Annotated in this window: 15 protein-coding genes; 6 read left to right on the top strand and 9 right to left on the bottom strand. The window is 68.7% G+C overall.

Annotation, left to right across the window (positions count from 1 at the left end; translation table 11 throughout):
* The coding region (locus tag AU195_RS25210) for an IS30 family transposase (RefSeq protein ID WP_172800464.1) at positions 1 to 215 on the top strand (215 nt) is incomplete at its 5' end.
* Between the two features lie 37 nt (positions 216 to 252).
* On the opposite strand, the gene AU195_RS13145 is transcribed toward AU195_RS25210, so the two are convergent.
* On the bottom strand, positions 253 to 1,110 hold the full coding sequence (locus AU195_RS13145) for an alpha/beta fold hydrolase (protein ID WP_059159512.1): 858 nt from the start codon (positions 1,108 to 1,110) through the stop codon (positions 253 to 255).
* 39 nt (positions 1,111 to 1,149) lie between these two features.
* Entirely contained in the window at positions 1,150 to 1,755 is a 606-nt protein-coding gene (locus tag AU195_RS13140) for a TetR/AcrR family transcriptional regulator (protein WP_059159511.1), read from the bottom strand.
* A gap of 50 nt (positions 1,756 to 1,805) precedes the next feature.
* Here AU195_RS13140 and AU195_RS13135 point away from each other — a divergent pair, with 50 nt between their 5' ends.
* Entirely contained in the window at positions 1,806 to 3,200 is a 1,395-nt protein-coding gene (locus AU195_RS13135) for an MFS transporter (protein WP_059159510.1), read from the top strand.
* Here the strand turns inward: AU195_RS13135 and AU195_RS13130 are convergent.
* Positions 3,197 to 4,036, bottom strand: coding sequence for an SDR family oxidoreductase (locus AU195_RS13130; RefSeq protein ID WP_059159509.1), 840 nt, complete (start codon positions 4,034 to 4,036; stop codon positions 3,197 to 3,199). The two genes, AU195_RS13135 and AU195_RS13130, sit on opposite strands and share 4 nt — an antisense overlap.
* 94 nt (positions 4,037 to 4,130) lie before the next feature.
* On the opposite strand from AU195_RS13130, the gene AU195_RS13125 reads away from it, so the two are divergent.
* The 3 genes from AU195_RS13125 to AU195_RS13115 all read left to right on the top strand — a co-directional run bounded on the left by AU195_RS13125 (position 4,131) and on the right by AU195_RS13115 (position 6,212).
* Entirely contained in the window at positions 4,131 to 4,421 is a 291-nt protein-coding gene (locus tag AU195_RS13125; RefSeq protein ID WP_059159508.1) for a hypothetical protein, read from the top strand.
* 112 nt (positions 4,422 to 4,533) lie between these two features.
* On the top strand, positions 4,534 to 5,436 hold the full coding sequence (locus tag AU195_RS13120; RefSeq protein ID WP_059159507.1) for a universal stress protein: 903 nt from the start codon (positions 4,534 to 4,536) through the stop codon (positions 5,434 to 5,436).
* Complete coding sequence (locus AU195_RS13115; protein WP_059159506.1) at positions 5,433 to 6,212, top strand: SDR family NAD(P)-dependent oxidoreductase; 780 nt, start codon at positions 5,433 to 5,435, stop codon at positions 6,210 to 6,212. The genes AU195_RS13120 and AU195_RS13115 overlap by 4 nt, the downstream gene beginning before the upstream one ends.
* A 4-nt stretch (positions 6,213 to 6,216) precedes the next feature.
* On the opposite strand, the gene AU195_RS13110 is transcribed toward AU195_RS13115, so the two are convergent.
* The 3 genes from AU195_RS13110 to AU195_RS13100 all read right to left on the bottom strand — a co-directional run bounded on the left by AU195_RS13110 (position 6,217) and on the right by AU195_RS13100 (position 8,691).
* Positions 6,217 to 7,137, bottom strand: coding sequence for a TIGR03619 family F420-dependent LLM class oxidoreductase (locus AU195_RS13110; RefSeq protein WP_059159505.1), 921 nt, complete (start codon positions 7,135 to 7,137; stop codon positions 6,217 to 6,219).
* A gap of 28 nt (positions 7,138 to 7,165) precedes the next feature.
* On the bottom strand, positions 7,166 to 8,005 hold the full coding sequence (locus AU195_RS13105; protein WP_059159504.1) for a mycofactocin-coupled SDR family oxidoreductase: 840 nt from the start codon (positions 8,003 to 8,005) through the stop codon (positions 7,166 to 7,168).
* 98 nt (positions 8,006 to 8,103) lie between these two features.
* Positions 8,104 to 8,691 (bottom strand): TetR/AcrR family transcriptional regulator, encoded by a 588-nt coding sequence (locus tag AU195_RS13100; protein WP_059159503.1) that lies wholly within the window; start codon positions 8,689 to 8,691, stop codon positions 8,104 to 8,106.
* A gap of 113 nt (positions 8,692 to 8,804) precedes the next feature.
* Here AU195_RS13100 and AU195_RS13095 point away from each other — a divergent pair, with 113 nt between their 5' ends.
* A complete protein-coding gene (locus AU195_RS13095; RefSeq protein WP_059159502.1) occupies positions 8,805 to 10,082 on the top strand; it encodes a cytochrome P450 in 1,278 nt (425 codons plus the stop codon).
* Here AU195_RS13095 and AU195_RS13090 read toward each other — a convergent pair.
* The 3 genes from AU195_RS13090 to AU195_RS13080 are packed head-to-tail and all read right to left on the bottom strand — an operon-like array spanning position 10,079 to position 12,511.
* On the bottom strand, positions 10,079 to 10,891 hold the full coding sequence (locus AU195_RS13090) for a carboxymuconolactone decarboxylase family protein (RefSeq protein WP_059159501.1): 813 nt from the start codon (positions 10,889 to 10,891) through the stop codon (positions 10,079 to 10,081). The genes AU195_RS13095 and AU195_RS13090 overlap by 4 nt on opposite strands.
* Positions 10,875 to 11,684, bottom strand: coding sequence for a mycofactocin-coupled SDR family oxidoreductase (locus tag AU195_RS13085; RefSeq protein WP_082703052.1), 810 nt, complete (start codon positions 11,682 to 11,684; stop codon positions 10,875 to 10,877). The genes AU195_RS13090 and AU195_RS13085 overlap by 17 nt, the downstream gene beginning before the upstream one ends.
* Entirely contained in the window at positions 11,681 to 12,511 is an 831-nt protein-coding gene (locus AU195_RS13080) for a mycofactocin-coupled SDR family oxidoreductase (protein WP_059159500.1), read from the bottom strand. The genes AU195_RS13085 and AU195_RS13080 overlap by 4 nt, the downstream gene beginning before the upstream one ends.
* Positions 12,512 to 12,537 lie beyond the last annotated feature (26 nt).

Genomic DNA, 12,537 nt, shown 5'->3' with positions numbered 1-12,537 from the left:
CCCCGTGGCAACGCGGCACCAACGAAAACACCAATGGACTGCTGCGTCAGTACTTTGCCAAAGGCACTGATCTCTCGATATTTCCGGCCGACTACCTCGACTACGTCGCAACCAAGCTCAACAACCGACCCCGCAAGACCCTCGGCTGGAAAACACCCGCCGAAACACTCGACGCGCTACTGTGCGACCCACTCAATCCACCCGCTGTTGCATAGACGCCTTGAACCCAAGGACGAAATCTCGCGAACAAGCTCACGCTCGCGTCAGGAACGACAGCACCGTCGCCTCGAACGCGGCCTTGGCCTCGATCATCGCCCAGTGCCCGCAGTTCGGGAACACGTGCAGTTCGGCGTTCGGAATCGTCCGCATCGGAATGAGCGCCATGTCCAGCGGGCTGACCCGGTCGTCGCGGCCCCAGGTCAGCAACGTGGGCGCGGCGACCTTGTGCATCTGGGCCCACGGCAGCGGGGCGTCGGACTTGCGCATGAACGCCATCATCTGGGCGAACGCCGCCTTGCCGTACATGCGCCGCGCGGCGGCGAGGGTCTCCGGATCCGTTGCCAGCGCCCACCGCTCGGCGATCAGCTCCTCGGTGACCAGCGCCTCGTCGTAGACCATGGACCGCAGCCAGTCGACCAGGCGTGCACGGGTCGGGTCCTCGGTGAACTCCTGCAGCAGCCGGATGCCCTCGCTGGGCCCGGGGCTGAAGACGTTGGTGCCGATGCCGCCGATGGTCACCAGCCGCCGGATGCGGTCGGGATGGTGAATCGCGAAGTTGATGCCGACACCGCCGCCCATCGAGTTGCCGACGATGTCCACGCGGTCCACCCCGAGGCCGTCGAGGAACGGCGCCACCGCACCCTGCGCGTCGATCATCGGGTGGCCGCCGGCATCGTCGCTCACCCCGAACCCCGGGAATTCCAGGACCAGGCAACGGAAGTGGGCACTGAACGCGGGCAGGATGCCGCGGAAGTTGCGCCATCCGGTGACACCGGGCCCCGACCCGTGCAGGAACAGCACCGTCGGTCCCTCACCGGTGTCGTAGTACCGCAGCGTCCCCGACGGCGTGGTCAGCTCCTGCAGCGGCAACTGGTCGGATGTGGCGGTCATGTTCGGGCTCCTCGTTCGCAGCGGTGACGGGTGCGGCGCTCAGACTGCCCGAACACCGGCGGCCGCGAGGCCGTCCTCGGCGTCGTGTCGGGCGATGACCTCCACGGTCCTGGCCAGTCGGGCCCGCGAATCGTCCGCTGTGTAGCGGTTCCGGGCGACGGCCAGCATGCTCGATGCCCAGATGTCGGCGATCAGGTCACCGATCTGCCGCTGACGCAGCGTCGGATGTTCGCGGCCCATCGCCGTGGCAAGCATCCGGCTCAGGCGGGTGCGCACCCGGTCCGCGTTCACCGCGGCGACGCTGTCCGCGCACAGGTAGGCGCGCGTGACCGCGTCGACGAGGAGGGGTTGCGCCCACAGCCGCCGGGTCATGGCGTCGGCGGTGTGGAGGAGCCGGTCATAGGGCTCGATGATGTTGTGCAACTGTGCCCGGTCGTCGATGTCGCACGCCTCGAGCCAGCGGTGCAGCGAGGCAACCAACAAGTCGTCCTTCGACGCGAAGTACTGGTAGACGGTGCTCGGGGCGACACCGGCCAGTTCCGCGACCGTTCGGATGTGCACGGCGTCGTACCCGTCGGCGGCGAGGTGCAGCGCGGCGGCGACAACGCGGTCCCGGCGGGTCGCGGCGGCCGTCGAGGTGTCCACCGCTGCAGGCTAGGGCCGTTCGGCATCCGTGCACAGCACTCTCTCGATGAATGGGATTCCGCCTCACCACCGGTCCGGCGGCCGCCAGGATTGCGATGACCGGCGACCGAACGAGGGGGCTCATGGACGACACGTCGAGGCCGAATCCGGCGCTGCTGCGCCGGGTCGCCATCTCGAGCCTGCTCGGCACGGCCATCGAGTACTACGACTTCCTCGTCTACGGAACGATGAGCGCGCTCGTCTTCGGCGCGATCTTCTTTCCCGAATCCGACCCCGCCGTCGCCACCATCGCCGCGTTCGGGACGCTCGCCGCGGGTTACGTCGCGCGGCCCGTCGGCGGAATCCTGTTCGGACACTTCGGCGACCGTATCGGCCGCAAATCGATGCTGGTGCTGACCATGACGCTGATGGGAGCCGCGAGTTTCCTCGTCGGCGTACTGCCCACGTTCGCCGCGATCGGCGTCGCGGCGCCGGTCATGCTCGTGGCGCTGCGGGTGATCCAGGGCGTGGCGATCGGCGGCGAATGGGGCGGGGCCACCCTGATGGTCACCGAACATGCCGAACCGCACCGCCGCGGCGCCTGGAACGGTGTCATGCAGATGGGTTCGCCGATCGGCTCGCTGCTGTCGGTCGCCGTCGTCACCGCCATCACACTGATGCCGGACGAGTCGTTCCTGTCCTGGGGTTGGCGGGTGCCGTTCCTGGTCAGTCTGCTGCTGCTCGGCATCGGGATCTACGTGCGGTTGTCCATCACCGAGAGCCCCGTCTTCGAACAGGTGAAACGGGCCGGCGGCGGGCCTACGGGTCCCCCGCTCCTCGAGGTGCTGCGACGCCCGGGCAACCTGATGCTGGCCTGCGGGGTCGGGATCGGGCCGTTCGCGCTGACGGCATTGATCAGCACCTACATGATCAGTTACGCGACCGCGATCGGATACCACCGCACCGACGTGATGACCGCGCTGATCTTCACGTCGACGACGGCGTTGATCACCATTCCGCTCTTCTCGGCGCTGTCGGACCGCATCGGGCGGCGGGTGGTTGTCGTCACCGGCGCGATCGGGATCGTCTGCTACGCGTGGCCGTTCTACGCGCTGGTCGACGTGGGTTCGGTGCCGCTGCTCACCGTCGCGATGGTGCTCGCGCAGGTGCTGCAGTCGCTGATGTACGCCCCACTGGGCGCGCTCTTCTCCGAGATGTTCGGCACGCGCGTGCGCTACACCGGAGCCTCGATGGGATACCAGTTCGCCGCCCTCCTGGGCGCCGGCTTCACCCCGCTGATCGCCAGCAGCCTGATGGCGGACGGGATGTCGCGGACCCCGGTGGTCGCGCTGGCGGCCGGGTGCGGTGTGGTGACCATCGTCGCGATCTGGCGGGTGCGCGAGACGCGCGGCACCGACCTGACCGACGCGGGCACGCCACCGCGGAGCGTGGCAGCCGGTCGCTAGTTGCGGAACCGTCTCAGGTAGGACACCAGCCGGCGCGCGGGCACGGGTTTCGGCCAGGCGTCGGTGCGGAAGTGCGCATCGGTGCCGCCGTCGACGAAGATGATGCTGCCGCAGAGGAAGTCGGCGGCGTCGGACAGCATGAACCGGATCCACTCCGCGAGCTGACCGGCGTCGCCGAAACCGCCGACCGGAACCGGGAACCGCTGCACCGCCTTGGCCTGCTGCTTGGACGCCAACTGCTCCTCGAGCAGCGGGGTCATGATCGCCCCCGGCGCCAGCGCGTTGAGCCGGATCCCGGCGCCGGCCCACTGCGGCCGGATGGCGTGGCGACGCACCCAGCGGCTCACCGCGATCTTCGAGGCCGCGTAGATGAGCGCCGAGCCGACCGGACCGAACGGCCGCACCGCGCGGACCGCCCTGTCGACGTCCCCGTCGAGCAGCGCCTTCACCGCACGCCTGGGCACCATCGGCGTCGTGGTCGTCGAGTTGCTGGATATCACAACGACTTTGGCGTTGCCGGCGGCCGCCAACGCCGGTCGCCATCCCTCGAGGAGTTCGACGACGCCGCGATAGTTCACCTCGGCGATCAACCGCGGCCGGCCCTTCCCGCTGCCCGGCCCGATGCCTGCCGCGAGGACGGCGCCGTCGAGGTGACCGCCCGCGGCGGTGACCACCTGCGCGACAGCCCGTGCCCGTCCGTCCGGTGTGGACAGGTCGGCGACCACGTCCGCCTCCTTGACGTCCACGCCGATGACGCGGTGGCCGTCGGCGCGCAGCCGATCGGCGGTCTCGCGGCCCATACCCGACGCCGAACCCGTGACGGCATAGGTGCCCATGACCGAGCCCTCCCCACATGTCGCTCTCGGCAAAGACTGTGGCATACGCGGCGTCCGAAGCTCATCCCGGGTCACACGTCTCTACACTCACCGGATGGCGGAACCGCCGATCACCGAGGACGGCCACCATGTCGTGATCAACGGGCGTAAGTGGCGTGCCACCGACCCGTTGATCCCCGGGGAGCGCAGGGCGGAGCTGACCCGCATCCTGATGTCCTGGCGAAGGGAGGTCCGCCGCACCAAGGGCACCGACGGGGAGGGGGCCGCGCGGGCCGGTGTGCACGCGGCGAAGGTCGCGCTGGGCGAGCGCGGAACGCCGCCGTGGTGGGAGCAGACCGACGAGCAGCGACGGGCGCGGTGGCAGGCCGACGTGCCCGAGCCATGACGGGATGGGACTTCGGTCCTCCGCGGAGTGCCGAAGGGCCGCTACCGGTGGGCGCGGCGATGAGGGAGCATCGTGGGGATCACCCGCACGGGTGACGGCGAAAGGACCATTCATGCCTGAGCACACCTCTGCCGTGGTCGTCGGCATCGACGGCAGTGACAGCGCCCTGCAGGCCGCTCGCTGGGCCGGCGCGGTGGCCGCCGCAAGCGGTGCGCCGCTGCACATCCTGCACGCCATGCCCAGCCTCGGACGAAACCTGACCGAGACGGCCGTGGCGATCCAGGCGGCGATCATGTCCTACCAGCGCGACTCCGCGCTGATCTTCCTGCGGGCCGCCGCGGACGCCGTCAGCGCGGACCGGCCCGACCTCGTCGTCACCACCGAGGCCAGCGAGACGCCCGTGGACGAGGCGCTCATCGAGGCCGGCCGTACCGCCAGGCTGATCGTGCTCGGCGGTCAGGACGTCACCGGAGCGGCCGCGCTGATCATGGGGTCGACGACCCTGCGGGTGGCGACCCACGCGTCGTGCCCCGTCGTCGCGTTCCGCGGGGACGAGGTCACCGTGTCCGACAAGCCGATCGTCGTCGGTGTCGACGGCACCGCTGCGGCGGCCGGGGTGCTGGCGACGGCGTTCGAATGCGCGGCCGCCCTGAAGGTCAAGCTCGTCGTCGTACGATCCTGGACGACCCGGGCGCCGGCCGGTGACGTCACCATCCCCTTCCTGATCGACTGGGAAGCACTGGAAGCCGCCGAGTGGACCGCGCTGACCGAACTCGTGGACGCCTGGCGGCAGCGTCATCCCGACGTCGACGCGGAGTGCGTGGTGGAGACGATGTCCCCGGCCCGGGCACTGCTGAGCCACGCCGCGGACGCGCAACTGGTGGTGGTGGGCAGCCGGGGTCGAAACGCCCTGGCGGGGTTGGTGTTGGGATCGACCAGCATGAACCTGCTGCACCACAGCCAGGTTCCGGTGATGGTGACGCGGGCGCATGCCCCGGAGGAGGAGCGACGGTGACGGTGGAGATCACGCTCGACGGACGGCGGGTCCTCGTCACCGGGGGTGGCCAGGGCGTCGGCCGCGGACTGGCCGTCGCCTTCGCGGCCGCGGGCGCGCACGTGCTGGTGAACGACCTACGGGCCGAACGCGCGCAGAGCGTCGTCGCCGAGATCACCGAACGCGGCGGGACGGCGGAGGCCATGCCGTTCGACGTCACCGACTACGCCTCTGCCGCAACGGCTGTCGGGGACGCCGCACCGGTCGACATCCTGATCAACAACGCGGGCAACGCGGGCTCGGAGGGTTTCGCCTACCGTGGCCGGTTCGCCGAGACCGGCCCCGCCGACTGGGAACCGTTCCTGCGAGTCAACCTCTACGGCGTCCTCCACTGCACCAGGGCCGTGCTACCGGCCATGGTCGACAACGGGTGGGGCCGCATTGTGACCATCGTCTCCGACGCGGGCCGTACCGGCGACCCGGGCGGCGCGGTCTACGGCGCCGCGAAAGCGGGTGCGGCAGGGCTCATGCGCTCGATCGCACTGGAGAATGGTCGCTTCGGGATCACCGCCAACAACATCTCGCTGGGGACGATGCGCACGCCGCTCACCGAATCGCTGTGGGCCGAGCACGGGGATTCCCCTCAGGCCAGGGCGATCCTGCAGAACTATGCGATCCGCCGACCGGGCGTCCCGGATGACGTCACCCACCTCGCCCTGGTGCTGGCCAGCGACCACGGGTCGTGGATCACCGGGCAGACGATCTGCGCCAACGGCGGGTTCTCGCTGGCGCTGTGACCCGTCAGGGCACTTGGGGTTTGATCTCTTCGACCACCCACTGGGCGTAGTCGAGGTATTCGTCGACGCCGCTGACCGGAGGTAGCGGGACGGCGCTGACGGTGACGCCCTGCTCGCCGAGCCAGCAGAGGCGGTCCACGATCTGTGCGGCGTTCATGCCGGGGCGGCCATGCGGATCGTCCTGTGCCACATGCCCTTCCCCGACCCTCGTCGTGCCGAGGCCGTGGACGACGTCGAACGGCCGACCGTCGTACCCCGGTTGAGATCTGATGAACTCGAGGCGTTCGGCGATCTTCTCGGGTGGGGTGAGGAACGACCACCACCCCGACGCGTACTTCGCCGCCCGGCGCAGCGCCGCGTCGGCGTCCCCGCCGATCCACACCGGCAGGTGCGGCTTCTGCACCGGCTTCGGCTCGAAGGCGACGTCGTCGAACGACACGTACTTCCCCTGGAAGCTGGGAGAGTCGCTGGTCCACAGTTCGATGATCGCGGCCAGGTACTCGTCCGCCATCCGGCCGCGTTCGTGAAACGGCACCCCGAGTAGCTCGAATTCCTTTTCCAGCCAACCCACACCGAACGTCACCATCATCCTGCCGCCGCTCATCCAGTCCGCGGTGGCCAGCGCCTTGGCGAGGACGATCGGATGCTGCAGCGGCAGCACCGTGATGCAGGAGTTCAGCCGGATGTGTTCGGTCGCCCCTGCGAGGTAGGCCTGCGCCACCGTGGATTGCAGATAGTGCGGCCCCGACAGTTCGACGTGATCGTTGGGGATCACGAAATGTTCCGGGACGGCGATCATGTCGTAACCCCAGGCGTCCGCGCACTTGGCCATCCGGGTCTGGTCCGCGCCGGTGACCGACGCCTCCCACGGCTGCATCATGGCCTTGAGGCGCAGCATGTGAGGCAGGTTGAACACGAGTTTCACGCGGAGCTCCTGAGGCCGGCGACAAGCGCTACTTCAGCATGCTACCGGCGTCGACGGTCACGGGTAGGCCAGTCACATAACGGGATTCGTCCGACGCCAGGAACAGCACGGCGTTGCTGATGTCGATCGGCTCCACCCAGCCGACGGGCAGCACGTGCATGAACTTCGCCGCCACGGCGAGGTCGTCGACGCCCGGGTTCTTCAGATCGGGACGGAACAGCTTCTTGGTCCCCTCGTTCATGAACAGTGGTGTGTTGACGTTGGTGGGGCACACCGCATTGACCCGGATCGAATGCTGGCCCAGTTCGACCGCGAAGGTCCGCATCAGGCCGATCACCCCGTGCTTGGCCGCGATGTAGTGGCCGGTGTGCGGATAGGGCTTGAGTCCGCCGACCGAGCTGGTGAGAATGATCGAACCACCGCGGCCGCCGGAGAGTAGATGCGGCACAGCGGCTTTGACGGTCTTCCAGACGCCGGACAGGTTGACGTCGATCATGTCGCGCCAGTCTTCCTCGCTGGTCTTGTCGAGCGTCTGACCGCCGTTGCCGATCCCGGCGTTCGCCACGACGATGTCGAGCCGGCCGAGCTGCTCGACACCGGTGCGCACCACGGCGTCAAGGGCGCCGAAGTCACGGACGTCGACCTCGGCGGTGACGATCCGGCGGTTCAACCCCTTGACCAGATCGGCCGTCTCGGCGAGGTCGTCGGGGGTGGCCGGCGGGATCTCGGTGTTGCTGCTGATCGGCCCGCACACGTCCACGGCGATGATGTCGGCGCCCTCCTCGGCCAGACGCATCGCATGGCTGCGGCCCTGACCGCGTGCGGCACCGGTGATGAACGCGACCTTGCCGTCGACCCGACCGCCCATGTCGCCAACCTTCCCTCGGGCCGTCGACACGCGGCGGCGCGGACAGCCGATCAGATTTGATCGGTCGATCAGGAGCCTGACACTGGACGCTCCTCTTGTCAACCGTCCCTGGGTGTCGCCAACCGGCTCAGCTGGCGCTCCATGAACGCACGGAACTCGTCGTGCCCGAGGGTGACGCCGACCGCACTCTCGTTGCACAGGCTCCGCGCGGTCTGGGCGATGAGCATCGACACCGCGGCGGGCGGATACTCCTGAACGTCGACGCCGCGGGCGCGCAGCGCGACGGCCACCGCGGCGGTCTCGATGTCGCGGACCCGCTCGGCATAGGACTTCAGTTCGGCCCGGATCGCTTTGCGGTGGTTGGCCAGCGCCATGAACTCGGTGTTCAGCGCGGTCATGCGCAGATCGCTGTTCATCGCCCACAACGTCTGCAGCGGTTCGTCGGCGGTGAGCGCTTCGCGCATGCGCTCCAGCGAGGCCTCCGCACCTGCCCGCAGCACTTCCACGAACAGGTCGTCCATGGTGGGGAAGTAGTAGTAGACCAGCGCCTGCTTGACCCCGGCCTCCGCGGCCACCCGCCGTGACGTGGCCGCGGCATACCCCTCGTCACGCATGATCGTGGCCGTCGCCTCGATGAGTCGTTGCCGAGCGGAGCTGTCCACCTTGGTCTTTCGCGGCGCCGACATCAGCGGGCCCCGGCGCGTGGATCGCTTGACCGCCCCTGAGGCAGCGTGGTAGGCATGGCGCATTCTATCAGCCTGATCGACCGATCAGGATGGAGCGAAGGAACCGATCCTCCATGACCGATCTCACCGCAGTCGACTTCTTCTCCGACCCGGACGTCTCCCAGAACCCTTACGGGTACTGGGACGCTCTGCGCGAACAGGGGCCGGTCGTGCGCGAACCCCACCACGGCGTGGTGGTGGTGACCGGCCACCGGGAGGTGCTCGCGGCCTTCCGCGACCACGACCACTTCTCGGCGGTCAACGCGATCGGGGGGCCGTTCCCGCCGCTGCCGTTCGAGCCGCGGGGTGACGACATCACCGAGCAGATCGAGGCGCACCGGCATCTCTTCCCGATCCACGAGCACATGGTCGTGATGGATCCGCCCGCACACGAACGGGCCCGGTCGCTGCTCAGCCGACTGCTCACACCACGCCGGCTCAAGGAGAACGAGGACTTCATGTGGCAACTGGTCGATCACCAGATCGACCAGATCATCGACAACGGCCGGTGCGAGTTCCTCTCGGAGTACGCCAAACCCTTCGCGACCTCGGCGATCATCGACCTGCTCGGTGTGCCCGAACACGACCGCCCCGAATTCCTCGCCGCACTGGGTGTGGAGGAGCGGTACGGCAATCGGGTGGGTGCGCTGGACGGGGAACCGGTCGGACGCGACCCGCTGCGGTACCTCGATGACAAGTTCGCCGGCTACCTGGCCGACCGGCGGCGCGAACCCCGCGACGACGTGTTGTCGGGAATGGCGACCGCGACGTATCCGGACGGTTCCACCCCGGAGTTGATGGAGGTGGTCAAACCCGCGACGTTCCTGTTCGCCGCCGGCCAGGAGACGGTGACCAAACTGCTCAGCGCCGCCGTCCAGACCCTCGGCGACCGCCCGGAGTACCAGGACGTGCTTCGCGGCGATCCGAGCCGGATACCGACGTTCATCGAGGAGTCGCTGCGGATGCACGCACCGACCAAGGTCGACTTCCGGCTGGTCCGCAAGACCACCGCGCTCGGGGACGTGCACCTGCCGGCCGGCACCATCGTGATGCTCTGCCTGGGCGCCGCCAACCGGGATCCGCGCAAATTCGACGATCCGCACGAGTTCCGGCTGGACCGCAAGAACGTCCGCGAACACCTCGCCTTCGGCCGCGGCATCCACAGTTGTGCGGGCGCTCCGCTCGCGCGCGTGGAAGGCCATGTCACCGTCCGCCGTCTGCTGGACCGTATACGCGACATCAGCATCGACGAGAGCGTGCACGGTCCGGCCGGGCGGCGCAACTACGCGTACGAGCCCACTTTCCTGCTGCGCGGCCTGACCAGCCTCCACATCGAGTTCACGCCGGCCTAGCCGGCCTCGGCCGCCCATTCTCCGCTGACCCGCTGCTTCTGTTCGCCGATCGTCTGCGCCAGCTGGGCGGCCTTGGGCCAGCCGTAGTGCGCTGCGAAATGCAGGGCCAGCTCGTCCATCTCGTCGAAGGTCAGGTCCCGACTCTTCAGTGCGGCGTACACGTGGCTCAGGATCGGAAGGGGCGCGTCCTGGAACGCCACACAGGTGACGGTGATCAATCGACGTTCCTTCATCCCGAGGCCGGGCCGCAGCCACATCTCACCGAAGACGAAGTTCAGGATGCCCGCACCCGAGTAGGGGTTGTCGCGGGTCGGCGCGAACGCCAAACAATTGATGTCCCTGAACGCCTGCTCGCCGACGGCGAGCCGGTCCTCGGGATCGCTGGGGGTGTCCAGCGGCAGCAGCGGCTCCGGCGGGGGAACGTCCTCGCCGCGTTCCCGGCGGATGCGTTCCCACAGTTCGTCGACGATCATGTTGAACCGTGAGGCCTTCGGCCAACCCGCGTACACGGCGAAATGCAGGACGGCTTCCCGCATCTCGGTGATCGTCAGGTCTGCGCTGTTGAGGGCGGCGTAGACGTGGTCACGCAACGGCGTTTCGGCGTCCGCGGCGGCAACGCAGGCCAGCGTGATGAAACGCCGCTCCCGGCGGCTCAGCACCGGGCGCTGCCACACCTCGCCGAACACGAAGTCGAGCAATCGGGCCATCGCGGTCGACTGCGGCTCGGGCGCAGGCACGGTCATCACGTCGGCGTAGGCACGCCGCGCGCGCTCGTAGGCGTCGGCGTGCGTCTCAGCGGAGTGTGACACCGGCGTCCACCTTGAACTCCAGGCCCGTGACGTAACGGGATTCGTCGGACACCAGGAACAGCACCGCGTTGCTGATGTCGACGGCCTCGGCCATGGCGATCGGCAGCGCGTTGAGGAACAGCGGGACCAGATCCGGCCGGGACTCCAGCACGGCGCGCAACGAGTCCGGGCGCATCCCGGTCTCGACGCCCGTCGGGTGCACCGTGTTGACCCGGATGCTCTGTGCGGCGAGCTCATTGGCCAGTGCGCGGGTCATGCCGACGACGCCGTGTTTCGAGGCCGTATACGGCGTGTGCAGCGGGGTGCCCTTGACGCCGGCCGCCGAGCTGATGTTGACGAGGCTGCCGCCGTGCGCGAGGAGATGCGGAATCGCTGCCGCACAGGTGTTCCACGTGCCGATCAGGTTGACGTCGACCACCGTCCGCCACTGTTCGGACGAGGTCGCGTCCCACGTCCCCACGGTGAGAACCCCGGCGTTGGCCACCGCGGCGTCGAGGCCGCCCAGCTGCGCCGCCCCGTCGTCCACGGCCGCCGACAGGGCCGCGGCGTCTCGGACGTCGGCGACGTGGGTGACCACGCGGGCACCGTGTCCCTCGGCCAGTCGCGCGGTCTCGTCGAGTTCTGCATCTGTGGCGAGCGGGTATTCGAGTTCCGGCAGGGATCGGCAGATGTCGACGAGGATCAGGTCGGCGCCTTCTTCGGCCAACCGGACGGCGTGGCTGCGGCCCATCCCGCGCGCGGCGCCGGTGACGACGACACGCTTGCCGGCGACACGCCCGTTGCGGTCGCTCACAGCTTGTTGCAGAAGCCGGCGTCGACGGGGAAGGTGACCCCGGTGACGTGTCTGGCCGCGTCGGAGACGAGATAGGCGATCGCGCTGCTGATCTCCTCGGGTTCGAGCAACTGCACCGGCATCGGATTCTGCAGGTGCGGGCCGCCATCCGGGTAGTTCTCGAGGAACGCGGTCATCGCGGGGTTCACCGCCATCATCGTGTTGACAGCGGTCGGGTGCACGGTGTTGACCCGGATGCTGTGCGGTGCAAGCGCATTGGCCAGGGTGCGCATCAAGCCGACGATGCCGTGTTTGGAGGCCGCGTAGCCCAGGCCGCCGCCCTGCAGCCCCCCGAACCCCCGCAGTCCGGCGGTCGAACTGGTGAACACGATGGAACCGCCGCGCTCACCGGCGATCAGGTGGGGGATCGCCGCTTTCGCGGTGTGAAACGAGCCGACCAGGTTGACGTCGACCACGTCGTTCCACATCTCGAGGTCTTCCTCGATGGTGAGTTCGCGGAAGGCCATCGTGGCGATACCGGCGTTGGCGCAGACGATGTCGAGTCGGCCGAAGTGCTCGACTCCGGCGTCCACCGCGGCCCTGAGCGCGTGGAAGTCGCGGACGTCGGCCACCGACCCGAGCATCTTGGCGCCCTGGGCCTCCACCATCGCGACGGTCTCCTCGAGCTCGTCGCGGGTGGCCATCGGGTAACCGTTGGACTCGATGTCGGCGCAGATGTCCACGCCGACGATGTCGGCGCCGTCCGCTGCCAGGCGTACCGCATGGCTGCGGCCCTGTCCGCGGGCGACGCCGGTGATGAAAGCGACTCTTCCGTCCAGGGAACCCATGGTCCTCGCTTCGTTGCGCGGGTCCG

The sequence above is a fragment of the Mycobacterium sp. IS-1496 genome (genome assembly GCF_001499995.1).
Lineage (GTDB): Bacteria > Actinomycetota > Actinomycetes > Mycobacteriales > Mycobacteriaceae > Mycobacterium.
The sequence above is the reverse complement of the archived record's forward strand: the minus strand, read 5'-3'. Positions and strand labels throughout refer to the sequence as shown.

What these genes read in the sequence shown, in the direction of transcription:
- AU195_RS13145 (WP_059159512.1), bottom strand. Translation starts at nt 1,110, where the DNA reads ATGACCGCCACATCCGACCAGTTGCCGCTGCAGGAGCTGACCACGCCG.
- AU195_RS13135 (WP_059159510.1), top strand. Translation starts at nt 1,806, where the DNA reads ATGGGATTCCGCCTCACCACCGGTCCGGCGGCCGCCAGGATTGCGATG.
- AU195_RS13130 (WP_059159509.1), bottom strand. Translation starts at nt 4,036, where the DNA reads ATGGGCACCTATGCCGTCACGGGTTCGGCGTCGGGTATGGGCCGCGAG.
- AU195_RS13125 (WP_059159508.1), top strand. Translation starts at nt 4,131, where the DNA reads ATGGCGGAACCGCCGATCACCGAGGACGGCCACCATGTCGTGATCAAC.
- AU195_RS13120 (WP_059159507.1), top strand. Translation starts at nt 4,534, where the DNA reads ATGCCTGAGCACACCTCTGCCGTGGTCGTCGGCATCGACGGCAGTGAC.
- AU195_RS13105 (WP_059159504.1), bottom strand. Translation starts at nt 8,005, where the DNA reads ATGGGCGGTCGGGTCGACGGCAAGGTCGCGTTCATCACCGGTGCCGCA.
- AU195_RS13100 (WP_059159503.1), bottom strand. Translation starts at nt 8,691, where the DNA reads ATGTCGGCGCCGCGAAAGACCAAGGTGGACAGCTCCGCTCGGCAACGA.
- AU195_RS13095 (WP_059159502.1), top strand. Translation starts at nt 8,805, where the DNA reads ATGACCGATCTCACCGCAGTCGACTTCTTCTCCGACCCGGACGTCTCC.
- AU195_RS13080 (WP_059159500.1), bottom strand. Translation starts at nt 12,511, where the DNA reads ATGGGTTCCCTGGACGGAAGAGTCGCTTTCATCACCGGCGTCGCCCGC.